Source organism: Corynebacterium sp. ES2794-CONJ1, from assembly GCF_025660615.1.
Lineage (GTDB): Bacteria > Actinomycetota > Actinomycetes > Mycobacteriales > Mycobacteriaceae > Corynebacterium.
The window spans coordinates 101,731-126,723 of record NZ_JAOTIM010000001.1 but is presented as its reverse complement, the minus strand read 5'-3'; the positions used below and the strand labels follow the sequence as shown (position 1 = coordinate 126,723).

Here is a 24,993-nt window from a genome sequence, read left to right as displayed (position 1 = left end):
CACATGGCTAGTACTACAGAAAAAAATTCAACCGTCCATGGTAACAAGGGCGACATATTCTCTTCCACGGATGTTAACGAATTCGAAATCCCACGGGGAAAGGACGAGGTGTGGCGGTTCGTTCCGCTGCGTCGCCTCAAAGGGCTTCACGACGGGAGCTTCGCACCCGTAACGGACACCCTCATCGACATTGCGGTTCCTGAAACGGCAACACACGTGGAGGCCGAGAAGGTCACCATGGATTCGCCCTTGATTGGACGCGCGGGTAAACCTATCGATCGAATAAGCGCCCAAGCTTTTACCTCGACCTCTCATGCCACCGTGGTTCAGATTGCAGACGCGGCGATAAATCCAGAACCCATCTCCATCACTATTACCGGTGCTGGCCATGACGTGACCACGTTTAGTCATGTGGTCATCGAGGTAGGCGAAGCGGCAGAAGCCACCATTAATCTTCGCTATAAAGGGTCCGGAGTACACGCTGACAATATCGAGTTCATTGTAGGCGACAATGCGAAATTGAATGTTATCGTCGACGACTCATGGGATGACGATGCTGTCCACTGCGGTTCGCAGATGGCTGTAGTTGGTCGCGATGCCACCCTACGCCATTATGCTGCCCTGTTCGGTGGAGATCTCGTGCGCATTGTACCTCGCGTCCGATTCACCGCTCCTGGCGGGGACGCCGAGTTATTGGGCGTCTACTTTGCGGACTCTGGACAATTTTTTGAGCAGCGACTTCTCGTCGATCACGCGCAGCCGAACTGCACGTCAAATGTGTTGTACAAAGGGGCCTTGCAATCCCATTCAGCAGAGAAGAGGGCTGAGGCCCACACCGCATGGGTAGGCGACGTCCTCATCCGCCCGAACGCACAAGGAACCAGCACGTACGAAGCGAACCGGAATCTTGTTCTTACGGAAGGTGGACGAGCCGACTCTGTGCCAAACCTGGAAATCGAAACTGGTGAAATTCAAGGCGCAGGTCACGCAGCTACAGTCGGACGATTTGATGATGAGCAGGAGTTTTACCTACGATCCCGGGGAATACCGGCGGATGAAGCTCGACGGCTCATCGTGCGAGGCTTCTTCTCTGAAGTGATCGGAAAAATTCCGTTTGATCCCATTCGTGAGGACCTCGAAAACAGAATTCTGCAAGAGCTAGAAACCCTGCGCACGCTTAAAAAAGCCACATCTTAAACCCCTCTTAACTCATAAGGAATATTAATGAGCACCCTTGAAATCCGAGATCTCCATGCCCAAGTCATCCCCACAGATGAAAACGCTGGGCCGAAAGAGATCCTCAAAGGAGTAAATCTCACCATCAAATCTGGTGAAACGCACGCTATTATGGGCCCCAACGGCTCCGGTAAATCCACACTTTCCTATACCATAGCGGGGCATCCGCGCTACCACGTCACCCAGGGGGAGGTTCTCCTCGATGGCGTCAATATCTTGGATATGGACGTCGATGAGCGTGCTCGCGCCGGAATGTTTGTGGCGATGCAGTACCCAACCGAAATTCCCGGGGTTTCCATGGCAAATTTCCTGCGAACCGCCGCCACAGCTGTTCGCGGTGAAGCGCCAAAGCTACGGACATGGATCAAAGAGGTAAAAACTGAGCAAGAGAATTTGCTCATCGATAAAAGCTTTAGCGAACGCAGTGTCAATGACGGATTCTCTGGAGGTGAAAAAAAGCGCCATGAGGTTCTTCAGTTAGGTTTGCTCAAGCCCAAATTCGCCATTATGGACGAGACAGACTCAGGCCTCGATGTTGACGCATTGCGAGTTGTTTCCGATGGTATTAACCGCTACCAGCAGGACAACGATGGCGGTATCCTCATGATCACGCACTATAAGCGCATCCTCACCTACGTTAACCCGCAGTTCGTGCACGTTTTTGCCGACGGCAAAATTGTAAAGTCTGGTGGTGCTGAATTAGCAGATGAGCTGGAAGCTAATGGATACGATCAGTTCCTCAACTAACCTTTCCCCAATATTGAAAAAGTAGCGAGGAACTTATGTTTCATACACCGTCGGGCACCCTTGATATCGAGCGTATCCGCCAGGAATTCCCCGTATTTTCCCGATCTGTTCGAGGCGGACACCGCCTGGTTTACCTCGATTCTGGGGCAACCTCGCAGCGCCCGTTGCCGGTGTGGCGCGCGGAGGAGGAGTTTGTCCTCTACACGAACGCCCCAGTACACCGCGGAGCCTATCAGCTTGCTGAAGAAGCTACCGACGCCTATGAGGGTGCACGCGGGCGTATCGCGCAATTTATAGGGGCGCAGCCAAACGAATTGGTATTTACTAAAAACGCGACCGAAGCACTCAACCTCCTTGCCTATACCCTTGGGGATCCCCGCGCAGGGGAGTGGGCCGTTGGTGCCGGCGACACCGTAGTAGTCACCGAGCTGGAGCATCATGCCAACCTCGTGCCATGGCAAGAACTCTGTCGCCGTACGGGGGCCACGCTCGCCTGGCTCGACATGGATGAAACGGGTCGTATCGATCTCGACTCCTTGCGATTCGATGACTCAGTAAAGGTCGTTGCCTGTACCCATCAGTCAAATGTGACAGGCGCTATTTCTGATATTCCCGCCCTGGTCAGCAAGGCTAGAGCGGTAGGTGCACTCATCGTTCTCGATGCGTGTCAATCAGTTCCGCATATGCCAGTTGACGTGGTGGAGCTCGACGTTGATTTTGCGGCCTTTTCCGGCCATAAGATGCTTGGTCCTACGGGAGTCGGAGCACTATATGGTAAAAGTGAGCTGCTCAACCAGTTGCCGCCATTTCTAACTGGGGGTTCCATGATCGAGGTCGTGCACATGGATCATTCCACCTATGCGCCGGCCCCGCAGCGCTTTGAAGCAGGTACGCAAATGGCCTCACAGGTAGTGGGACTAGGTGCGGCGTGTGACTTTCTCAACGCTATTGGGATGGAAGCAATTCATCACCATGAGCAAGAGCTCACCCGCTATGGTTTGGAGCAATTATCCTCCATCCCAGGGTTAGAAATCGCCGGCCCCACTAAGGCTGACAACCGTGGCTCGGTCATTAGTTTCGATGTCGAGGGAATTCATCCCCATGACTTAGGGCAAATTCTCGATGATCAGGGTGTGTGCATCAGAGTTGGACACCACTGCGCATGGCCAGCACATCGAAAGCTGCAGATGCAGTCCACGGCACGCGCCTCCTTCTACCTTTATAATGACAAGGCAGATATAGACGCGTTAGTTGGGGCTATCGCTACAGCTCAGAACTTTTTCGGGACGCGCTAAGAAAAAAAGGAAGCCACAATGAATATGGAATCCATGTATCAAGAAGTTATCCTTGATCATTACAAGAACCCAAAGTTCTCTGGGTTGCGCGAAGGCCATGATGCCGAGGTTCACCATGTAAATCCCTCGTGCGGGGACGAACTGACTCTTCGGCTTGCTCTTGGATCCAACGGCGAAGTAAAAGATATTTCGTACCAAGCGGAAGGATGTTCAATTTCCCAAGCTTCCACCTCAGTAATGGCGGAGGAATTGATGGGATTAACAGTCGAGCAAGCGCGCGCGAAAATAGCCGAATTTGAGAAAATGATTACCTCGCGAGGCACCTATGAGGGCGACGACGACATGATCGGTGACGGTGTGGCCTTCGCAGGAGTCTCCCAATACCCCGCTCGGGTAAAATGCGCACTTCTGGGATGGAAAGCCTTCGAAGCGGCCTTGAGCGAATCTCTCGATCGTAATAATTAACGGAAAGTGACTAATAATGACCGATAACCACGATGTAGAACCACCGCACGCCGACCCTCATACCGGAATCATTGACCGCACTCATATCATCCCCGAACAAAGCGAGGCGGATGAAGCCAAAGCATTCGACATCGAAGAGTATATGCGCGACGTTATCGATCCCGAGTTAGGCATCAACGTGGTGGATTTAGGTTTGGTTTATGATATCTGGATCGAAAATGAGAATGAAGCCCATATCAATATGACGCTCACGTCACCAGCCTGCCCGCTGACCGATGTTCTCGAAGACCAAGCGCAGAGTGCGGTAGTCGGTAACGGCGGAATTGAAAAACTGCAGCTCAATTGGGTGTGGAATCCTCCATGGGGTCCGCATATGATCACTGAGGAAGGCCGGGAGCAACTGCGTGCGCTAGGATTCTCGGTGTAGTCCAGGCTTTCCCCAAGGGAGGAATTTCTCCCTTTGCTCTCGGGTGCTAGGATGGCGCTTTGTGATTGTGACCAATGACTTTGAAGTCCGAGTGGGTGCGCGCACCCTGCTTGACGCCACGCGGCAGCATTTACGAGTCCAGCCAGGCGATAGAATTGGCCTAGTAGGCCGTAACGGGGCGGGTAAAACCACCACTATGCGAATCCTAGCGGGAGAAACCGAACCCTATGGAGGATCCGTAGTCAGGTCAGGCACTATTGGTTATCTACCTCAAGACTCACGTGAGGGAAATATTGAGCAGACCGCACGTGAGCGGGTGCTCAGCGCTCGTGGCCTCGATGCTATTAATCGCAATATGGCCAAGCAACAGTCGATTATGGAAACCGCTGGCAGTGATGCTAAACGCGACAAAGCAATTAGGCAGTATACAAAATTAGAGGAACGTTACCATGCCCTCGGAGGCTACGAAGCCAACGCAGAGTGCGCACGCATCTGCGATAATCTGGGCCTAGAGGCGCGGATTCTCGATCAATCCCTTAAAACCCTATCCGGAGGGCAACGCAGACGTGTAGAGCTTGCCCAGATACTGTTCGCAGCTTCGGCTGGAAGCGGTAAATCCGAGACCACCCTTCTTCTCGATGAGCCGACAAACCACCTTGATGCTGATTCGATCCTATGGTTGCGTGGCTTTCTCTCAAAGCACGAGGGTGGTTTGATTATGATTAGCCACGATGTGGAACTCCTCGAGGCCGTATGTAATAAGATCTGGTTTCTCGACGCCGTTCGAGCAGAAGCTGATATTTATAATATGGGCTATAAGAAGTATATCGACGCTCGTGCTACTGATGAAGCTAGGCGCCGCCGCGAGCGCGCAAATGCTGAGAAAAAAGCCTCCGCACTCAAGGACCAGGCAGCTCGCCTGGGTGCCAAAGCCACTAAAGCAGCCGCTGCAAAGCAGATGTTGGCAAGGGCGGAGAAGATGGTCGCACAAACCGATGAGATTAGAGCAGGCGACCGCGTGGCCCATATCAAATTTCCGGCTCCAGCTCCCTGTGGAAAAACTCCTCTCAATGGTCGTGGTCTGACCAAGATGTACGGCTCGCTCGAAGTATTCTCTGGAGTCGATCTCGCAGTTGACAAAGGGAGCCGGGTGGTCGTTCTGGGTTTCAACGGCGCTGGCAAGACCACGCTGTTGAAGTTACTTGCGGGGGTAGAACGTACCGATGGTGAGGGGGGAGTAGTCACTGGCCACGGCCTGAAAATTGGCTACTTTGCCCAAGAACACGACACCATCGATCCGGATCAAACGGTGTGGGAAAACACCATCGCCGCTTGCCCCGAAGCAGGGGAGCAGGATTTGCGTGGACTACTAGGAGCATTCATGTTCTCCGGGGAGCAACTAGACCAGCCAGCCGGGACCCTTTCGGGCGGTGAAAAAACCCGTCTTGCGCTAGCTAGCCTCGTTTCCTCTCGGGCTAATGTACTTCTACTCGATGAACCGACGAATAACTTAGATCCGATCTCCCGCGAACAGGTTCTCGACGCCCTGGCCACCTACGAGGGTGCTGTGGTGTTGGTGACTCACGATCCAGGCGCTGTGCGAGCACTCAATCCAGAGCGTGTTATCGTCCTCCCTGATGGCGATGAAGATCTGTGGAGCGACGAATATATGGAGATCGTGGAGCTATCTTAACCAACCATCACGTACTATGGTGAGATGTCGAAGAAACTCTTGGCGCTCCTTGGAATAGATCTATGTGCTGCCCTCACAGCATGGCACTTTCTCTATTACACTCCGCATGACAGAATCCGCGGATCAAAAAGACGCTGGTTTTTTATTACGCTCATCGACATCATCGGACCCATGCTTTTTCTCAGCCGTGGCCTAAAAAAATGAACCTCCCATGATAAGAAGGAGGTTCATTGCGAGACGGTGAGAACGATCGTTTAGTTTCTTAGTCCGTGCAGCGGGGCGGGAATAAAACCGCCACGTGAAATAAACTGAGAGTTATCTACTTGAGACACTGGAATAACGGGCGCATAGCCTAGCAGCCCGCCGAAATTAACTTCGTCGCCAGGCTTGGTCCCAGGGACTGGTATAACGCGCACAGCGGTGGTTTTGTGGTTCATCACGCCGATAGCTGATTCATCTGCAATCATCCCAGAAATGAGAGATGCTGAAGTTTCGCCCGGGATCGCCACCATATCGAGACCTACCGAACAGATTGAGGTCATCGCCTCTAATTTATCGATACTGATATTCCCGGCCCGAACTGCGTCAATCATGCCCTTATCTTCAGATACTGGGATAAAGGAGCCGGACAGCCCTCCAACGCGTGAGCACGCCATCATACCGCCTTTTTTTACAGCGTCATTGAGTAGAGCAAGCGCAGCTGTTGTGCCGTGAGTCCCCACCTGATCCAGCCCCATATTTTCCATGATGAGAGCCACAGAATCGCCGATCTCAGCGGTAGGGGCTAAGGACAGATCGACAATTCCGAACGGGATACCAAGCCGCTGCGCTGCCATGGTACCTACTAGCTGACCCGTACGAGTAATCTTGAATGCAGCCTTTTTAATGGCTTCAGCCACGTCGTTAAGGCTAGCGCCCTTGAGATCTCCCAGAGCCCGATTAACCACGCCAGGGCCGGATACACCTACGGAGACCACGCAATCTGGTTCTTCGACACCATGGAAAGCGCCAGCCATAAAGGGGTTATCCCCCACAGCATTGGCAAAGACTACGAGCTTGGCGCAGGCGATAGCGGAGCGCTCTTTGGTCAGCTCCGCTGCCTCTTTGATAACTCTGCCCATCAAGGCCACCGCATCCATATTGATCCCGGCACGCGATGAGGCGATATTTACACTCGAACACACCAGATCGGTTTCTGTGAGCGCTTGTGGGATGGACTCGATTAGGCGCCGATCCCCAGCGGTCATGCCTTTTTCTACAAGGGCTGAATAACCACCTACAAAATCCACACCTACCGTCTTGGCTGAGCGATCGAGTGCATGGGCCAGTGGCAGGGGAGATTCTTTGTGGGCTTGAGCAATCAGAGCAATGGGGGTGACAGAGATACGTTTGTTAACTATCGGGATACCAAGTTCGCGCTCGATACCTACGCAGGTCTCTACCAAGTGTGCTGCTTGGGTTGTTATTTTTTCATAAACAGCATCGCAGGTTTCTTGCATGGATCCGCGCACGCAGTCGAGCAGTGAAATTCCCATGGTTACCGTGCGGATATCGAGCCGGTACTGCTCGATCATGGCGATTGTTTCTAGTACAGCATCGGAAGAATGTTGAATAGTCATCTCGATCTTTCTTTAAATGAGATTCATAGCATCGAAGATGGCCTGCGATTGGATTCTGATAACCAGCTTTTCCCGCTTTTCAATCGCTTCCATGCGTTCTTGAATCATTTTGAGATCAATGGAGTCTTCATCGAAGGCAACATGAAGAATCATGGTGAAGTAGTCTTCCATGAGTGTCTGCGACACATTGTGAATATTTACATTGAGTTCAGCTAGGGCTGTCGATACTGCGGCAATAATCCCCGTATGATCTATACCGGTAACGGTCATAATGGCAAACATAGGGAGTATGTTACAGGGTTTTGAGAATATTCATCGACCCCAGAAGAACCCGGCGTTGGGTAGCACAATTAACGGGGGCCTGTAGCGGTGAGGCTGCGCGAGTGGGCGATAAAATTGCACAGGACGTGTCTCGCCCAGCGTGGGTCAAAGTTTTCGACAGACTGGAGAATCTTGTCAAAATCCTGTGGATCAAAATACCCACTGTGCATATAGAAGCTCATGCGAGCCCTGACCCCTTCGTAGTCCATCTCTCCGTGAAACTGGGAGGCCCAGACGTGGTCGCGGAAACGGATCAGCTGGTACGGGCAACTAGGTCCAGAAGCTAGCACCTCAACCTCTGGGCCGACAGTCTCGATGGCTTCCGTATGGCCGGTAAGCGCCTGGAATCTCGCTGGCAGGCCTTGCATGATGGGGTCGGTTTGAGAGGCGGGGACAACAACGGTAATACCGGTTTCTTCGGGGTGCTTACGGGCGACAGTTCCACCAGTGGCGTGCGCCAAGTAGCCAGCGCCAAAGCATATTAAAAAGACAGGTTTATCGCCATAGATCAGCATATCGAGCTGACGGTGCACGTGTTGTTGGTATACAGAATACGGTTCAGGATAGACGTGGAGAGGACTTCCCCCGACTATTATGCCTGCGTACTGCGAGGTGTCCCCAATTGTGTCGCGCTCGGATTCTAAAATTATATGGTCGATGTCAGAGGCTCCCAGGTTGCTCGCCCGCCGAAAGTCAGCAAACTCGGATAAGGCGACTGGGTGTCCACTTTTACCTTGGCGCAAGGATACAAAAAGAAAATCAGCCATAAGAAGTCTTATTGTAGGTTATGAAGAACTACTTCGTACACTACCTTCTACAATTTGTAGGATAGCTTGCAGGTCGGTGGTGTCGGCTCCTGACGATAGCCTCGTTATGAGCCCATCGAATACCGTTTCCAAATATGTATGTAAAACCTCCAAGCTCACGTCAGTACGCAAGCCGCCCTTTTCCAGGTTGAGGCGCAGCCGCTCGCGCAGGGCATCGTCTAGAGTGCGTTGGTGTTCAATCCACCGTTGCCGAAAACTAGAGTCAGTGCGTAGCATAGTTGAAATTTCGAGCCGCGTGGATAACCACGAATAGTCTTTGGGATTCTCCAAAATACTGCGCATCACCTCGACTAATCCGTCTTTGCTTACAACCTCCGCCATCCGTTCGGCATCTTCGCGAGCAAGAGCGAGGAAGAGGTTTTCCTTATCCTTAAAATGATGGAAGATCGCTCCACGTGATTTGCCAATTGATCGCTCCAATCGACGCACGGTGGCCCCTTCGTAGCCGTATTCGGCAAAGCAGCGCCTGGCGCCATCGAGGATATCTTGGCGTCGCGAGATGAGTTCGCTATCGGACACAATAGGCATCGCGAAGTCCTTTATTTTTCAGTGCGTTAAAGCTCGAAATTTATGGGAGGCTGAGGGAAGCCATCTGGCTTCCCTCAGGATTGGGATCGTCCTCAATCCCACAGCGAACTGACTCCTATGACTTAGCCATATTGCGAAGCACGTACTGCAAGATGCCGCCGTTGAGGTAGTATGCGAGCTCCCCTGGAGTGTCGATGCGTACGATCGCGTCGAATTCTGCGACAACCTCGCCATCTAAGCGGGCTGTGACCTTGACGGTATCAGGGGTAACCCCCGAATTCATGGCTGCGATTCCCTCAATGTCAAAAATTTCGTGACCAGTCAGACCGAGACTCTCGTGCGACTCACCCTCCGGGAACTGCAGGGGGATCACGCCCATTCCGATCAAATTGGAGCGATGAATCCTTTCGAAAGATTCTGTGATCACGGCTTTTACGCCAAGAAGACTAGTACCTTTAGCAGCCCAGTCTCGCGACGACCCGGTTCCGTATTCTTTGCCTCCGAGCACAACCAGAGGAATATCTTGAGCCTTATAATTTTGGCAAGCATCGAAGATAAACGCTTGAGGGTTACCGTCCTGTGTGAAGTCGAGGGTGTAGCCACCCGCGATGTCGACGAGCTGATTCTGGAGGCGGATATTGGCAAAGGTTCCGCGCATCATGACCTCATGGTTTCCACGGCGTGATCCGAGGGAATTATAGTCCTCTCGGGCGACACCGTGCTCGTCCAAGTACTGGGCTGCGGGAGTGCCTGGCTTGATTGAAGAAGCAGGGGAGATGTGATCTGTGGTCACTGAGTCGCCAAGTTTAGCTAGGACGCGGGCGCCTGCAATATCAGTAACAGGTTCAGGCTCTACAGTCATATTGTCGAAATATGGAGCCTTGCGAATATAGGTGGAGTCGTCGTCCCACTCGAAGGTGGTCCCAGTGGGGATATCGAGTGCTTGCCACTGCTTGTCCCCCTTGAAGACGTCTGCATAATCTGCTTCGTAAAGTTCGCGGCTGATCGATTGCGCGATCGTCTCCTCGATCTCTTCGGTAGAGGGCCAGATATCTTTGAGGAATACCTCGGCTCCGTCCTGATCGACTCCAAGAGGTTGGGTCTCGAAATCAAAGTCCATCGTGCCAGCGATAGCATAGGCAATAACCATGATCGGGGACGTCAGATAGTTCATCTTCACGTCAGGAGAGATGCGGCCCTCGAAGTTGCGGTTTCCAGACAAGACAGCTGTGGCAGCCAAATCGTATTCGTTAATTGCAGCTGAAATCTCTTCCGGTAGGGGGCCCGAATTTCCAATGCAGGTGGTACACCCAAAACCGGATAGATAAAATCCTAAGGCCTCGAGGTCCTTCCAGAGATCTGCTAGCTGGTAATAACCGTCTACAACCTGGGATCCAGGAGCGCAGATGGTCTTTACCCATGGTTTTGCTTTGAGCCCCTTGGCTGCCGCTTTACGGGCGATGAGGCCGGCCCCGATCATCACTGATGGGTTTGAGGTATTGGTGCACGACGTGATGGAGGCGATAGCGACCATGCCGTGGTCAACAGTGAACTCGCCGCCATTTGGTGAGGTAACAACCACGGGTCGAGATGGGCGACCTGTATTCGCTAAAGCGGCGCTCTCTCCGTTGCCGGAACGAGAGGAATTAGCAGTGCGCTCGAACGCGCCCTCAAGGCGGACCGGCTCGAGGGTGTCGGTATCGGCAGTATAGGTCGGTAGGTCTGCGCGGAACTGTTGCTTTGAGTCAGATAGCAGAATTCGGTCCTGAGGGCGTTTCGGACCGGCGAGTGAAGGTACTACGGTACTCAAATCTAGCTCGAGGTACTCGGAATAGAGGGCTTCCGGGGCGTCTTTTTCAAGCCACATCCCTTGAGCTTTTGCATAGGCTTCGACGAGGGCTACCTGCTCTTCGGAGCGGCCTGTTAGATGCAGGTATTTGGTGGTCTCTTCGTCGATAGGAAAAATTGCGCACGTGGAGCCAAACTCTGGCGACATATTGCCAATAGTTGCGCGGTTAGCCAGCGGGATAGATTTGACCCCGTTCCCATAAAATTCTACGAATTTCTGCACAACTCCGTGCTCGCGCAACATCTCGGTGATGGTGAGAACTACGTCGGTAGCGGTTACTCCTGCTGGGATCTCTCCGGTGAGTTTGAAGCCTACAACCTTTGGAATGAGCATGGAGACTGGTTGTCCGAGCATAGCGGCTTCGGCTTCAATACCGCCGACGCCCCAGCCAAGAATGCCCAGACCATTTTCCATGGTGGTATGCGAATCTGTGCCGATACAGGTATCGGGATAGGCGACGTTATTATTGTCAAAAACGACGCGGGCAAGGTATTCAATATTAACTTGGTGCACAATCCCTGTTCCTGGTGGAACAACACGGAAATTGGAGAAATTCTCGGCACCCCAGCGTAGGAACTGGTAGCGCTCCTCATTGCGCTCGTATTCAATGTCAACATTTTTTTGCAACGCGTCGTTGGAACCGAAAGCTTCGACAATAACCGAGTGGTCGATGACCATTTCGGCGGGATTGAGCGGATTTACCTTATCGGGATCGCCCCCGAGAGTCTTGACCGCCTCGCGCATGGTGGCAAGGTCGACCACACAGGGAACGCCCGTGAAATCCTGCATGAGTACACGAGCGGGAGTGAATTGAATCTCTACGCTAGGTTCCGCCTGAGGGTCCCAGTTGGCGAGAGCCTGAATATGTTCAGCCTTAATATTGGCGCCGTCCTCGTGCCGGAGCAAGTTTTCCGCAAGCACTTTGAGTGAGTAGGGCAGCTTGTCCAAACCAGGCACGGAGTCGAGAGAGTAAAAATCATAGGTTTTTTCACCTACTGCGAGAGCCTTGCGGGCATGAAAAGAGTCTTTGCTAACGGTCACTATATAGCTCCAGGGTTGATAGGGATTGGGTTTCGAATATCTTAGTATCAGGTGCGACACTTGAGGCTTTTTCGGCTGGAAAATCTTTGGTCGCGTCGCGTGACGCTCATTATAACAGTACAAGCGTTCTGTTGGCCGGAGTTAGAATCAAATCGAGCAAATAAATTCAGCTCCTCCAAGATAATCGCTACATATACCAATAAAAACCCAGCTCGTGACGCATTCTAGGAGTACCTATACCCCTCCAATTTGTGCACCAGCCAACGCTGTCGATTCTGTTTAATGCGTGGATCTGCTATCGCGTGGATTGTGCTACCCTGTGGCATAAGTTGAGGTACTCACCATGCTCTATGCTGTCTAAGGCACTGGCTTAATCGGAAGGAAAGTTTAGCTCTATGATCCCTTCTACTATTGATATGAATGATCTCGCTCGGCAGCTTGCTGAGGATGATGTGGCCTTAGAAACTCAAGATGACAACCTCCACGGCACTCTTGAAAGTGCCAAGCTCTATCTCGAAGAGCAGACGATGGTCTCGCCGGTTGGAGTCGTGGTAGTAGATCAGACCCCACCACAGCCCGCTGATTTACGGGATATAGGCCAGGTCCTTCTGGATGCGGGAGGATATGAGTTGGTGATTGTCAGAAGCCCCGATAGTAGCGGAGTTGTGAGTACAACGTTGAGCCGCGCGGAAATCGAGTCGGCCAAGTTTAGCTTGGTTCAAAGCACCGACTACGCCGGTGATATTACGGCCTTTGCCGATACTCTCGCTGGGGGTAATCCTATGTTGTCTGCCCCCCTTGTACCCGTCCTAGTTTTTAGCTTAGTTGCTGCTGGAATTATAGGAAGTATCCGTAAAATCAAGGTTTGGGACTAGACAACTGTCAACGTGTGCTTGACAGTTTCTTCTTTATTTTGTGGGGTAGGCGCGCCGATAAACGTCCAAAATGTAATCAATATCACTTTGACCTCAAATTTACATCGTTTTCGCAGCTCAATCATGCATTGTTTCAGAAGAGGTGTGCTGTTGCGTTTGTGACTGGATCGAAGCATGGTGCATGTGGTGAAGGAATTGCCTTATTGTTTGTGTATTGACTCTTGAGTCGATTCCAGAAGCTTGACTATCATTGGTCGTTTTTTTGCACATGTGGGGAAGCACGTCGCAAACAGCCATATTGTCGGGCTTGACAATTTTGAACGAGGAGTTTTCGTGCGCAAATTTGGGCGTATCCTAACCGCGGCCTCGGTAGCTGCCCTACTTATGCCATCACAGTTGATGGCCGTTGCGGTGCCTACCAATCCCTCCGACTCGGCGATAGCAACTGCGCACAGCGAGGTTGGCGATGCCGAGTCAAGCGTGACAGCTTTAGTGGCAGCAATTTTAGATAGTGAAGCCAATCTGTCTCGAGTTGAGTTGGAGATGGGTAAGCTGCGTGAGGGCGTTAATAAGGCCATCGTTGACTATCACCGAGCTAAAGACGAAGCTGACCAAGCACGTGCTAAAGTCGCTCAAGCACGCAGTAACTTAGAGTCGACCCAATCTGATCTCACTCACGCGCAGCAATCGCTCAATGAGATTTCTCGATCAACCTATCGCAAAGGCGCCACGGGAGTTGTCGGGGGACTCGCGGGAACCACAACGTCTGAGGACGCACTGGCTCGCCAGACTTTCCTTCGCACCCGCGCTGAAAAGCAGAGAACAGTCGTTAATGAACTGGATCGACTTCGCACTCAACAGGCTAATGAGGAATCTCTCCTTCGCGAGGCGCGTAATATCGCTGAGGCCAAGGAGCGGGCCGCTCTCGACGCCAAGGAAAATGCGGAGCGAGCAATACGCGAAAACTCTCAAGAACTCGAGCGTCGACACATGGAACGTCAGAGCCTCGAGGCCGACCGCTCAGCCGCCCAGGTACGTTTGAGTCAGGCGCGCAGCACGGCCGATGCTCTCTACGCCCAACGTGAGGAATACCGAGCATTTGAAAAAGCCGAAACCGAACGCAAGGCCAAAGAGGCTGAGGCAGCGCGGGCCGAGGCTGCGCGAGTAGCTGCACAACAAGAACTGGAGAGAAAAGAAAGGGAACGCCAAGAAGCCGAGGCACAGGCCCAGGCAGCCCGAGAGGCACAAGCACAAGCACAGGAACGCGCCGCACAAAAGGAGGCAGCGGAGCGGCGTGCTGCCGCTGAAGCTGAAGCGGAGGCAGCGCGCAGGGCCCAAGAAACTGCGGCCGAGGTAGCCGCCGAGCAAGCGCGGGAGGCAGCTGCAGCCCAAGCCGCCGAAAAGCAGGCACTCGAGCTGGTTAATCTCGCAGCCGATGAACTCCTAAAAGCCTCCGATACCCCAGACCAGGGAGCCGCACCCCAAGACATCCCTCAAGAGTCGGTTGCGCCAAGCGCTGAGGATATAGCAGAGGATTCTAGTAATTCAAGCCCTAGTTCCCCAGAAGCCTCGGCGGTCGCTGACGACGAATTAGATTCCGCTATCCAGGATCTCCTCGTTAAACTCGATGAGATTGCGGACGAAACTCCAACCGGTAATGACATCATCACCGACGGTTCAAGGAGCGAACGCATCGAAGCCGTGATTGCCAGGGCACAGAGCGTGATCGGGACCCCTTACGCTTGGGGTGGTGGCAACGTGAATGGCCCTACGAAAGGAATCCGTGATGGCGGAACCGCCGATAGCTACGGCGACTTTAATAAGGTTGGTTTCGACTGCTCGGGCCTGGTCATCTACGCCTTCGCCGCCGCCGGCTTCGATCTGCCACACTATACTGGCTACCAATACAAGCACGGCACCAAGATCGACCCCAAAAATATGCAGCGTGGTGACCTCATTTTCTACGGACCCAACGCTGAATACCACGTAGCTATCTATCTCGGTGATGGCACAATGATCGAAGCTCCCCAATCTGGTTCAACCGTCCGTATCTCCGATGTACGCTGGGGTGGTATGAGTCCGTACGCTGTGCGTCTAATTTAACTCGCGCATTTTAAATATTCTCAGCCCGCCACCTCAACGGTAAAGGTGGCGGGCTGAGAATATGGGATGCCGCGGTGGGGCAGAAATGTCGCTTCAGGGTATTAGGATGGGTTAGAGTCATCCCTATGCACCTTTCTATTGATGCTCTTTTGCTGTTAAGTTTTGGTGGCCCAGAGAAGTCCGAAGATGTGATGCCTTTTCTGCGCAATGTTACGCGCGGCCGCGGAATCCCCGACGAGCGTTTGGAAGTTGTGGCAACCCACTACCACCATTTTGACGGATACAGTCCCCTCAACGATTGCAACCGAGAAATAGTAGCAAATATCCAATCGGAATTATCACACAGAGGGCGCAAACTTCCCGTCTACTTCGGAAACCGGAACTGGCACCCCTTTGCCGTTGACACCTCAGAAGAGATCGCTCGCGATGGGCACAAGACTGTAGCAGTTTTCGCGACGAGTGCATGGGGTGGGTACTCGGGATGCCGGCAGTATAACGAGGATATCTCCGCGCTACGCGAGCATCTCGCGGAACGCTCACTACCATCAGTCGACTTTATCAAGCTGCGGCAATTTTATGATCATCCAGAATTTATAGCCGCGAATGCTCATGCGGTGCGCGATACTCTCGCAAAATTTCAAGCCCTAAACATCCCACCATCGGATCTTCGCCTGGTTTTTACGGCCCATTCCATTCCCATGGTGGCCGACGAAAATTCTGGCACATTTGCGGATGGGAATCTGTATTCTCGGCAAATTCACGAAGCGGCCCGCCTTGTCGCTCACGCGGTAGACTTCAAGGACTACGACGTCGTGTGGCAATCAGCCTCCGGTGATGGTCGGATACCGTGGCTTGAACCCGATATACGAGATCACGTTGAGCAGCTTAACGATCAAGGCGTCAACAATATTCTGGTGTGCCCAATCGGCTTCATTTCAGACCATATGGAAGTTGTGTGGGATCTAGATAACGAAGTCCGCGACGATGCGCAGCGGCTGAATATGACGATCTTACGGGCGCCAACCGTCGGGCACACTCAGGAATTTGCGTCAATGGTGGTCGATCTCATCGACGAAAGTCTGGGTAAATGTCCTGCACAGCATTCAGGTACCGTGATATCGAAAGGAGTTACCTTAAATGGAGCTGCCTGTGAGTATCAATGTTGTCCGCCGGCACGGCGCCCCCACTCGACCAAGGAATAACTTATAGCAGCCATCCGAGCGTGTCGGATATATTTTGCCAAGCTAAGGAGTTGAGGATCGAAAGCGTGGTGGTCGTAGCGAATGTGGACTGCCTCCACAATGGCACTTACACGGTCGGCGCGCGCGATTAGTTGACCGGCCCGCGGCGGCAGATCTGCGGGCAGGCCAGGATTTTCATAGAAGTCACTGAGAGTCCCCACTAGAAGGCGGGGCTGGCTCGATTGATGCTGTAGCAGCGAATCTCGGCCTTCGATATAGTCCGCAGACCGGGCGGTGGCTTCCCGCAACAGGGTATCAGCTTCCCCCAGACTAATAGTAGAAAGCGGGCGACCTTGGTATGGGGCGGCCTCCCATTCCACTCCCGTAGCACGCTGATGGGGGATGAGCAGTGTGTGATGCCCGATCAATAAGGCTTCATTGACTCCTAAAGGTGCGGGAATAGGATCACCAGGACCACCAAGGAGGGCCATAAGTACTGGTGGTTTTGCCGAGGTGAGCATCTTTTGTCTAAGGAATTTCAGCAGTTCAAGCAGATTTTCCTCGCCGTCGTACAGCGAGTGTGCGCCTCCGAGGTCGCCTAGGGCATCTTTAAGGCTGTCAAAGGATTCGAATCCATAAAACCAGGCCCCGAGCCACAGGGTTATATTTTGAAGAGGCGAGTAGAAATCTTTCATTCTCCATGAGTTTAGTAGGCTAAGTGATCGTGAGAAATTACGGGGATATTTTTCAGCAAAAAAAGGGACCTCGTTACCCTGAGGTAGAGGTAACCATCGGTTCGGTCGTCGAGGTGCTTGCTGATGGCTTTGTGGGCGCAATCATAGGTTTCGAGAAGACCTATGATGGTGATTTCATCCGCCTGGAAGATCGGCGTGGGGTTGAGAAACTCTTCAAACTACGACCGGGCGCCTTTCTCATCGAAGGCCAACGGGCGACCTTGAAACGAAAAATCGCAGCGCAGCAGCCACGTCGCTCAAATTCGGGATCTACGGTGGTGGAAAACCTCAGTGCGAAAGTCGCCGCCCCTTCTCGTATTTGGGTCGAAGGTATCCATGACGCTGCAATCGTGGAAAAGATTTGGGGTCATGATCTCCGGGTCGAAGGCGTAGTGGTGGAATATCTCGAGGGTCTGGATAACTTATCCGCCAGGTTGCAAGAATTCCGCCCAGGACCAGGACGACGCATCGGGGTACTAGCCGATCACCTTATAAAAGGATCAAAGGAGATGCGCTTGACCCAGTCCGTGGGCGAGGATGTGCTGGTGACAGGACACCCATATATTGACATCTGGGCAGCGGTCAAACCTGAACGCCTAGGGTTGAGGAACTGGCCCGATATTCCCTTCGGAGAAGACTGGAAGATGGGCGTGTGTGAGCGTCTGCACTGGTCCGATCCGAAAGAAGGGTGGAATAGAGTGTACCGAGCGGTGCACAGCTACCGAGATATTGATTCTCATCTCATCGGGGCAGTCGAACGGCTCGTCGATTTTGTCACTAACCCTGAATTGAAAAAGTCGGATCTTCTTTAGAGATATCGCAGTGCCCTTACGGACTCCTGCTATTTTTCAGTTCAACCGAGTAGACTGACCGTGTGGGCTCTTTAATCTGGGTTATTGCAGGGTTAGTTCTCCTCGTCGCCGAATTGGCGGTCGGGGAGCTGACGTTAATGATGCTGGGAAGTGCGGCGCTGTTAACCGGAGTGGTCGCCTTGCTAGGTATTCCAGTAGGCGTAGAGATCATAAGTTTTGGAGTCTTCTCTCTTATGCTTTTGATATTTCTCAAGCCAGCATTAAAGACCCGCTTCCTCAATCAGAATGTCTACCTCGATACCAGTCCCAAAGCGTTAGAGGGCAGTCACGCTCTCGTTGTCGAAGCTATAACAGCGCACAGTGGTCAAATCAAGGTAGATGGATCAATATGGACCGCACGTAGTCTCGACCCTAGTGTCACTTTCTCAGAAGGAGATACCGTGGCAGTGATTTCCATTGAGTCTACGACTGCCGTGGTCTGGAAAGTGTAGAACATAATGGTTACTCTCATACTCTTCGGGGTCCTGATTGTCTTGATCATCGTGACCGTTGCTAAGGCAGTGGTTCTGATACCTCAGGGCGAAGCGGCAGTAATTGAAAGACTGGGACGTTATACGCGTACGGTCTCAGGCGGTATCACTTTACTAATACCGTTTATCGACCGTGTCCGCCAACGCGTGGACACTCGTGAACGAGTGGTGAGCTTCCCTCCGCAAGCTGTTATTACTCAAGACAACTTGACGGTAGCTATTGATACCGTCGTTACCTTTCAAATCAATGATGCCGCCAAGGCTATCTACGGTGTAGATAATTATATTGTTGGTGTTGAGCAAATCTCTGTTGCCACTCTTAGAGATGTCGTAGGCGGTATGACCCTGGAGGAGACTCTCACTAGCCGCGAAGTCATCAACCGTCGGCTGCGAGGCGAGCTTGATGCGGCCACCACCAAGTGGGGCCTGAGAATTTCCCGCGTCGAGCTCAAGGCGATCGATCCCCCTCCATCTATTCAACAGTCTATGGAGATGCAGATGAAGGCAGATCGAGAGAAGCGGGCCATGATCTTAACTGCTGAGGGCCGTCGTGAATCCGATATCCGCACCGCTGAAGGTGAAAAGCAAGCGCGAATCCTCGGCGCTGAGGGTGAGAAGCATGCCGCTATTTTGCGCGCCGAGGCCGAACGCCAGGCAGCCATCCTGAGAGCTGAAGGTACTCGGGCAGCCAAGTTCTTGGAAGCTCAAGGTGAAGCGCGAGCCATCACTCAAATCAATGCCGCAATTAAGCGCTCCGAGCTCACTCCGGAAGTGTTGGCTTATCAGTACTTGGATAAGCTACCGAAGATGGCCAGCAATGAAGGCTCGACGATGTGGATGATCCCAAGTCAGTTCTCTGACGCTCTTGAGCACTTCGCCAAGAGCTTTGGCGATAAAGATCAGGATGGAGTATTCCGCTACGAAGCGCAGAAATCCGAGCCGGTCCAAGAAGAAGACGTGCCTGAGGAATGGTTATCGGCAAGCTCTAATCCCGAGATCGAGGCAGCGTTAGCGGCGGCAAATGCGGTGGCGCAGAAACCTGTGGATGAGGTCAACCCCATCCCGGGTCTTCCCACTCAGACGAGTCAGCTGCCCGAAACTTCCTAGAACTAGAGTTTTAGTTATATAGGCTGCACTGGTGTGCAGCCTATATTTTTTTCTCATCAGCTGCTTGGAGAAAGCGGACTGCCAGACGCCAACCAGCCAATTCCGCTTGCCATCCAGCAGCTTGCAAGCGCTGACTCATCGCCTGCTTTGAAATCCCCAGCTCCATGGCTGCTTCATTCTGAGTATATCCACGTCGCATGAGGCTAGTTGCTTCGCGCCCTTCAGGGGTGCGTTTGTGAAGAAGATAGGCTAAAAGTATAAAGGCTCCCGCAATATCCTCGGCTTTTTCTTTTTGCCGCCTTATCCCAACCTTCACTACACCGGCACGGGCATGGGAGCCAAGAGTGGTACGTGCTAGTCGCCGCGCCTGCTCAGCTTGAGGGGCGATGGCGATAGCTATCGCCCAGTCTCCATGAGACAGAAGTGCAAGCGCAAGATCGCAGCATACTTCGGCAGAGGTTATGCACGTCACGATGTCTTCGACGCTGACTACTTCGAATTCACCAGCCCCCGGAAGGGTTGAAAGTCGTGCTGCCGAGGTGCGTACCAATTCCGCACGACGTCGTTCGCGACCGCGGTAGCGAGCATAGAGAACAAACATAGAAAATCCTTTGACTCTACAAAGACATGGACAGATAACTCTTATTCTAGTCCGAAGACTTGACTTGTGACGCATCCCCAAGTGGCAGGGTGTGATCTAGCCATAACCCAATCAATCCGACGAAGCCGAAAGCGACAGTGATAAGCAATGTAGTGGTATCAAAACTGCGAGTAAGAGCGTCGCCAAGAAAAACCACCGCAGCTGTTCCAGGGGCAGAACCGATGAAGGTGGCAATGAGAAAGCCACCTAAGGGAATCCTTGTCATTGCCACCGTATAATTGAGCAGCGAAAAAGGAATCCCCGCGATCATTCTCAAGCTCATCACAGCTAGCCACCCACGTTGCTCGAGGTGAGAGTTAATACGGGAGGCCGCTGGATGATCGAGGCGATCTAAGACAGACTGACCCACAACGTAGCGAACCAACAACAAAGAGAGGCCCGCTGAGCAGGTGGTGGCGCTGAGTGCTATGGCCACTCCTAGCCACGGTGGAAAGAGCAACCCGGAGCTGAGCGTCAATAATGTCCGTGGAATCGGGAATTGCGTGATAGTGACATAGAGCAGGAAGAAAATTGGAATAAAAAAATACCCACTGCGGTGAGAGAGATCCTCCAGGGTTTCAAGCGATGGAATATCGATAAAGAGCACCGCGACCATGCCTATAATCAGCAGGCTCGAGAACGCGATACGGCGTGCGAGGGATAAATCCCGCCACGTTAGTTGGAGGAAGGATGTGAATTTCACAACGATTTTTAATGCTTGCTTCACTTTTTCCACTATATTTCTTCATTTGCGCGCTATATCTAGGCAAAGCAGGGCGCAATTGCTGCCTGCATTAGCTAGACTAATCGTAGTGCTCTGAATTTGCTTATCTCAGCAGCATGCCCAAATTACTAACATCACCTTCAAAGGTCGCGAGTGGGACACTCACGGCCTTTAAGCGTGGAAAAAGAGGGGAGTAGGTCCTTATCGTGACTGACACACGAAGTTCCTTAACTCAAGAGTTTGAAAACCGCCAGCAAGCTTGGTATCGAGCCGTTGCTGGAGTTTTTGCTCGGGTACAGAAAAAGGACGCCGCCGATATTCCTGACGATATCTGGCGAAAATTAATTAAAACTACCGGTGAGGGTATCCACATCAACCCGCTCTATACGCGAGCTGATGAAATTGACGAAGTGGCCCCTCCCGGACAATTTCCATTCCTCCGCGGACCCAAAGGCGCCGGTGAAGGAAATGAAGGGTGGGGAGTAACCGAAACCTTCGATTCCTCCCACAACCAGAGCGACGTGTTGCATGCTTTGGAAAACGGCACCACCAACCTAGTACTCAAAGGATCGGCCGATCTAGCCACCCTGCTCAACGGCGTGTACCTCAGCCTAGCGCCGGTGCGACTAGATTCCGGAACAGACCTAGACAAGCAAGCACAGGCGCTCTTTGAGATTGTCGACTCCCAAGAGGACGATCCCACTGCTATCGAATTAGGCGCAGCCCCTTTGACCAGCCAGATTGATGGTCGTGAAACCTGCACCCTCGACGAAGCTATTTCCTGGGCTAAGAAGAGCTCCCAGCGAGCACATACCCGTGCACTGTTGGTAGACGCGGTGTCTTTCTCTAACCAAGGAGCCACCGATGCTGAAGAAATTGGCCTAGCGCTCGCTGCCGGAGTGGAATATCTTCGCGCCTTAACCGATGCAGGTCTCTCTGTACCGGATGCTCTCGAGCAAATCTCCTTCCGCTACGCAATCACCGACGATCAGTTCTCCCAAATTTCTAAATTGCGTGCTGGCCGCGCTTTGTGGGCTCGAGTTGCGGAGATTTTGGGGGCACCAGAGCACGGTTCGGCTCCGCTTCACGCGGTCACTGCTCCCGTAATGTTCTCCCAGCGCGATCCTTGGGTTAATATGCTGCGTTCCACAGTTGCTGCTTTTGCAGCTGGTGTAGGCGGCGCACAGGATGTTGAGGTTCTGCACTTCGACTGGGCTATTCCAGGTGGTCTACCGAAAACCTCACGCACTTTTGCCAGCCGTATCGCCCGCAATACCAACCTGTTACTGCTCGAAGAATCGCATCTTGGGCATGTCATCGATCCTGCCGGTGGATCCTACTACGTAGAATCCTTCACTAAGCAGCTGTCCGACAAGGCGTGGGATGTATTTACCACCATCGAAAAGGCTGGTGGTTTGCAGCAGGCGGTAGATGCTGGCATCGTTGCGACAATGCTTGCAGAGTCGCATGAGGCAACGCGCAAAGAAATTGCGCTGCGCCGCAAGAAAGTCACTGCAATTAACGAGTTCCCAAATCTGCTTGAGGCGCCCCTGCCCGCACAACTGCGTCAAGAACCCGCAGGTGTTAAGCGGTGGGCGGCTGAATTCGAAGCCTTGCGTAACCGCTCGGACGCCTATCTTGAGGAACATGGGGCACGCCCCGCTATCGCTCTTATCCCGTTGGGGCCGCTAGCGAAGCATAATATTCGTACCGGTTTCATTACGAACTTGTTGGCCGCAGGAGGCATTGAATCCCACAACCCTGGTGAAGTCAAGCCAGGCACTGAGGAATTCACCCAAGCAGCTTCACAGAGCTCGATCGTGGTTATCTGCGGTACCGATCAGGAATACGAAGCCACCGGCGCTGCTACCTTCGATGCGCTGCGCGAAGCAGGATGCGAAACTATTATGTTAGCCGGCACCAGCGGTCACGGCGTCGATGCCGATGACTATTTAAATCTTAAGATCGATGCGGCTGCAACTCTTGCCACGCTGCTAGATAAGTTGGGAGCATAAGCAATGAGCACGATCCCTAATTTCTCCGATTTTTCAGCACAGCCTGAAAATCCGACCTCCACTCAGGCCGATATGAGCGCCTTGAAAGACCAGCTTTGGGAAACCCCTGAGGGCATTGGGGTACCTCGCGTCTTCAACCGCGACGATCGCAACGATGCAGTCGCCGACGAGCAGCTCGATTCTTTCCCTGGGATGCCGCCATTTATGCGTGGACCCTATCCCACCATGTACACCAACCAGCCGTGGACGATTCGTCAGTATGCGGGATTTTCCACGGCAGCTGAATCAAATGCTTTCTACCGACGCAACCTAGCCGCCGGTCAGAAAGGCCTGTCGGTTGCATTCGACCTTGCTACCCACCGCGGTTATGATTCTGATAACGAACGAGTGCTTGGTGACGTCGGTATGGCGGGCGTGGCCATCGACTCGATTCTGGATATGCGCGAGCTCTTCCAAGGCATCGATCTGTCAAGCGTGTCGGTTTCGATGACCATGAATGGTGCTGTGCTGCCAGTTTTGGCCCTCTATATCGTTGCCGCTGAAGAGCAGGGAGTAGCTCCCGAGCAACTGGCGGGCACCATCCAAAACGATATTCTCAAAGAGTTCATGGTGCGTAATACCTATATTTACCCACCGAAGCCCTCAATGCGAATCATCTCCAATATCTTCGAGTACACCTCGATGAAGATGCCACGCTTCAACTCCATTTCGATCTCTGGTTACCATATCCAGGAAGCGGGAGCGACGGCCGACCTCGAGCTCGCTTATACACTTGCCGACGGTGTGGAGTACATCCGCGCTGGTAAAGAGGTGGGCCTTGATGTCGATAAATTTGCCCCTCGTTTATCCTTCTTCTGGGGCATTTCGATGTACACCTTCATGGAAATCGCTAAGCTTCGCGCCGGACGTTTGCTGTGGAGCGAACTGGTTGCGAAATTCGAAAATAAGAATCCGAAATCGCAATCTCTGCGTACCCACTCCCAGACCTCGGGCTGGTCGCTGACCGCTCAGGACGTGTTCAATAACGTCTCACGCACGTGCATCGAGGCGATGGCAGCAACTCAGGGACACACTCAGTCCCTCCATACCAACGCCCTCGATGAGGCACTCGCTTTGCCCACCGACTTCTCTGCACGTATTGCCCGCAATACGCAGCTCTTGCTGCAGCAGGAATCCGGCACGGTTAGGCCGGTAGACCCATGGGCCGGCTCCTACTATATCGAATGGCTCACTGAGCAACTCGTAGAGCGTGCTCGCAAGCATATCGAAGAGGTTGAGGCAGCTGGCGGTATGGCACAAGCGACGATCGAAGGCATCCCGAAGCTTCGCATTGAAGAATCTGCAGCTCGGACGCAGGCCCGCATTGACTCTGGCCGTCAAGCACTCATTGGTGTGAACAAGTATGTGGTCACCGAGGACGAGCAGATTGAAGTGCTCAAGGTGGATAATACGAGGGTACGCGAAGAGCAGCTGGCTAAGCTGGAGAAGTTGCGCGCCGAGCGCGACGAAGATGCCTGCCAGCGAGCACTGCAGGCGCTCACTGAGGCAGCCGCAAAGACCGATAAGGAACCCGGCGATCTTGAGCACAATCTGCTCAAGCTCTCGGTGGACTGTGCGCGCGCCAAGGCCACCGTGGGCGAGATCTCGGATGCGCTCGAGAAGGTCTTTGGCCGCCACGAGGCTGAGATCCGCACACTCTCAGGCGTATACAAGGATGAGGTTGGAAAGGAGGGCCAGGTGAATAATGTCGCCCGCGCCATCGCTATGGCCGATGCTTTCGAGGCCGAGGAAGGCCGCCGTCCACGTATCTACCTCGCCAAGATGGGCCAGGATGGTCATGATCGCGGTCAGAAGGTTGTAGCTTCCGCCTACGCCGACCTTGGCATGGATGTTGATGTCGGACCCCTTTTCCAGACCCCAGCCGAGGCAGCCCGAGCTGCTGTTGATGCCGACGTGCATGTGGTGGGCGTATCCTCGCTCGCCGCAGGTCACTTGACATTGGTGCCGGCACTTCGCGATGAGCTGGCTAAGCTGGGCCGCGACGACATCATGATCGTCGTTGGTGGTGTGATTCCGCCAGGGGATTTCCAAGAGCTCTACGATGATGGCGCCGTGGCGATCTATCCTCCAGGAACAGTGATTGCAGAGTCGGCTATCGATATGCTCACCAAGCTATCGGCACAACTGGGTTTTGAGCTGGACATACCCGAAGATCTGAAGTAGC

At 53.0% G+C, this 24,993-nt stretch carries 22 protein-coding genes; 14 read left to right on the top strand and 8 right to left on the bottom strand.

What is annotated here, in order from left to right; all coding sequences use genetic code 11:
• Positions 1-3: 3 nt before the first annotated feature.
• The 6 genes from sufD (at position 4) to N7326_RS00570 (ending at position 5,863) form a co-directional block, all read left to right on the top strand.
• On the top strand, positions 4-1,197 hold the full coding sequence (gene sufD / locus N7326_RS00595; protein WP_263088004.1) for a Fe-S cluster assembly protein SufD: 1,194 nt from the start codon (positions 4-6) through the stop codon (positions 1,195-1,197).
• 27 nt (positions 1,198-1,224) lie between these two features.
• The gene (gene sufC / locus N7326_RS00590) at positions 1,225-1,983 is read left to right on the top strand and encodes a Fe-S cluster assembly ATPase SufC (RefSeq protein WP_259076846.1); all 759 of its coding nucleotides are present in this window, start codon (positions 1,225-1,227) and stop codon (positions 1,981-1,983) included.
• A gap of 35 nt (positions 1,984-2,018) precedes the next feature.
• On the top strand, positions 2,019-3,278 hold the full coding sequence (locus tag N7326_RS00585) for a cysteine desulfurase (protein ID WP_259076848.1): 1,260 nt from the start codon (positions 2,019-2,021) through the stop codon (positions 3,276-3,278).
• Between the two features lie 18 nt (positions 3,279-3,296).
• The gene (sufU, locus tag N7326_RS00580; RefSeq protein ID WP_259157780.1) at positions 3,297-3,743 is read left to right on the top strand and encodes a Fe-S cluster assembly sulfur transfer protein SufU; all 447 of its coding nucleotides are present in this window, start codon (positions 3,297-3,299) and stop codon (positions 3,741-3,743) included.
• A gap of 16 nt (positions 3,744-3,759) precedes the next feature.
• Positions 3,760-4,170: a metal-sulfur cluster assembly factor gene (locus N7326_RS00575; protein WP_259076854.1), complete on the top strand. Its 411-nt coding sequence runs from the start codon at positions 3,760-3,762 to the stop codon at positions 4,168-4,170.
• Between the two features lie 61 nt (positions 4,171-4,231).
• Positions 4,232-5,863: an ABC-F family ATP-binding cassette domain-containing protein gene (locus tag N7326_RS00570; protein ID WP_259076856.1), complete on the top strand. Its 1,632-nt coding sequence runs from the start codon at positions 4,232-4,234 to the stop codon at positions 5,861-5,863.
• A 254-nt stretch (positions 5,864-6,117) separates the two neighbouring features.
• Here the strand turns inward: N7326_RS00570 and N7326_RS00565 are convergent, their stop codons facing one another.
• From N7326_RS00565 to acnA, 5 genes are all read right to left on the bottom strand, one after another.
• Positions 6,118-7,482, bottom strand: a complete 1,365-nt coding sequence (locus tag N7326_RS00565; protein ID WP_259076858.1) for a PFL family protein — start codon at positions 7,480-7,482, stop codon at positions 6,118-6,120.
• Positions 7,483-7,494: 12 nt separating this feature from the next.
• The gene (locus N7326_RS00560; RefSeq protein ID WP_259076869.1) at positions 7,495-7,764 is read right to left on the bottom strand and encodes an ACT domain-containing protein; all 270 of its coding nucleotides are present in this window, start codon (positions 7,762-7,764) and stop codon (positions 7,495-7,497) included.
• A 68-nt stretch (positions 7,765-7,832) separates the two neighbouring features.
• Positions 7,833-8,570 carry a glutamine amidotransferase-related protein gene (locus tag N7326_RS00555; protein WP_259157781.1) on the bottom strand — a complete coding sequence of 246 codons (738 nt, stop codon included), beginning with the start codon at positions 8,568-8,570 and terminating at the stop codon, positions 7,833-7,835.
• Between the two features lie 18 nt (positions 8,571-8,588).
• Positions 8,589-9,158, bottom strand: a complete 570-nt coding sequence (locus N7326_RS00550; RefSeq protein WP_259076874.1) for a TetR/AcrR family transcriptional regulator — start codon at positions 9,156-9,158, stop codon at positions 8,589-8,591.
• A gap of 115 nt (positions 9,159-9,273) precedes the next feature.
• Positions 9,274-12,048: an aconitate hydratase AcnA gene (gene acnA, locus N7326_RS00545; RefSeq protein WP_263088002.1), complete on the bottom strand. Its 2,775-nt coding sequence runs from the start codon at positions 12,046-12,048 to the stop codon at positions 9,274-9,276.
• Positions 12,049-12,443: 395 nt separating this feature from the next.
• On the opposite strand from acnA, the gene N7326_RS00540 reads away from it, so the two are divergent.
• The 3 genes from N7326_RS00540 (at position 12,444) to N7326_RS00530 (ending at position 16,228) form a co-directional block, all read left to right on the top strand.
• Positions 12,444-12,923, top strand: coding sequence for an Rv1476 family membrane protein (locus N7326_RS00540; RefSeq protein WP_259157783.1), 480 nt, complete (start codon positions 12,444-12,446; stop codon positions 12,921-12,923).
• Between the two features lie 384 nt (positions 12,924-13,307).
• Complete coding sequence (locus N7326_RS00535) at positions 13,308-15,026, top strand: DIP1281 family NlpC/P60 protein (RefSeq protein ID WP_411512283.1); 1,719 nt, start codon at positions 13,308-13,310, stop codon at positions 15,024-15,026.
• Between the two features lie 125 nt (positions 15,027-15,151).
• The gene (locus N7326_RS00530) at positions 15,152-16,228 is read left to right on the top strand and encodes a ferrochelatase (RefSeq protein ID WP_259289222.1); all 1,077 of its coding nucleotides are present in this window, start codon (positions 15,152-15,154) and stop codon (positions 16,226-16,228) included.
• Here the strand turns inward: N7326_RS00530 and N7326_RS00525 are convergent.
• Positions 16,183-16,902, bottom strand: a complete 720-nt coding sequence (locus N7326_RS00525; RefSeq protein WP_259157784.1) for a hypothetical protein — start codon at positions 16,900-16,902, stop codon at positions 16,183-16,185. The two genes, N7326_RS00530 and N7326_RS00525, sit on opposite strands and share 46 nt — an antisense overlap.
• 47 nt (positions 16,903-16,949) lie before the next feature.
• On the opposite strand from N7326_RS00525, the gene N7326_RS00520 reads away from it, so the two are divergent.
• The 3 genes from N7326_RS00520 (at position 16,950) to N7326_RS00510 (ending at position 19,390) form a co-directional block, all read left to right on the top strand.
• Positions 16,950-17,753 carry a DUF3097 domain-containing protein gene (locus N7326_RS00520; protein WP_411512282.1) on the top strand — a complete coding sequence of 268 codons (804 nt, stop codon included), beginning with the start codon at positions 16,950-16,952 and terminating at the stop codon, positions 17,751-17,753.
• Between the two features lie 62 nt (positions 17,754-17,815).
• Positions 17,816-18,244: an NfeD family protein gene (locus N7326_RS00515; protein WP_259076891.1), complete on the top strand. Its 429-nt coding sequence runs from the start codon at positions 17,816-17,818 to the stop codon at positions 18,242-18,244.
• 6 nt (positions 18,245-18,250) lie between these two features.
• Positions 18,251-19,390 carry an SPFH domain-containing protein gene (locus tag N7326_RS00510; protein ID WP_259076893.1) on the top strand — a complete coding sequence of 380 codons (1,140 nt, stop codon included), beginning with the start codon at positions 18,251-18,253 and terminating at the stop codon, positions 19,388-19,390.
• A 40-nt stretch (positions 19,391-19,430) separates the two neighbouring features.
• Here N7326_RS00510 and N7326_RS00505 read toward each other — a convergent pair whose 3' ends face one another.
• Positions 19,431-19,991 (bottom strand): MarR family transcriptional regulator, encoded by a 561-nt coding sequence (locus N7326_RS00505; protein WP_259076895.1) that lies wholly within the window; start codon positions 19,989-19,991, stop codon positions 19,431-19,433.
• A gap of 46 nt (positions 19,992-20,037) precedes the next feature.
• Positions 20,038-20,757, bottom strand: coding sequence for a TVP38/TMEM64 family protein (locus N7326_RS00500; protein ID WP_259289220.1), 720 nt, complete (start codon positions 20,755-20,757; stop codon positions 20,038-20,040).
• A 203-nt stretch (positions 20,758-20,960) separates the two neighbouring features.
• Here N7326_RS00500 and N7326_RS00495 point away from each other — a divergent pair, with 203 nt between their 5' ends.
• Together N7326_RS00495 and scpA are read left to right on the top strand one after the other, a co-directional pair.
• The gene (locus N7326_RS00495; RefSeq protein ID WP_259076900.1) at positions 20,961-22,769 is read left to right on the top strand and encodes a methylmalonyl-CoA mutase family protein; all 1,809 of its coding nucleotides are present in this window, start codon (positions 20,961-20,963) and stop codon (positions 22,767-22,769) included.
• 3 nt (positions 22,770-22,772) lie between these two features.
• Positions 22,773-24,992 carry a methylmalonyl-CoA mutase gene (scpA, locus tag N7326_RS00490; protein WP_259076903.1) on the top strand — a complete coding sequence of 740 codons (2,220 nt, stop codon included), beginning with the start codon at positions 22,773-22,775 and terminating at the stop codon, positions 24,990-24,992.
• Position 24,993 lies beyond the last annotated feature (1 nt).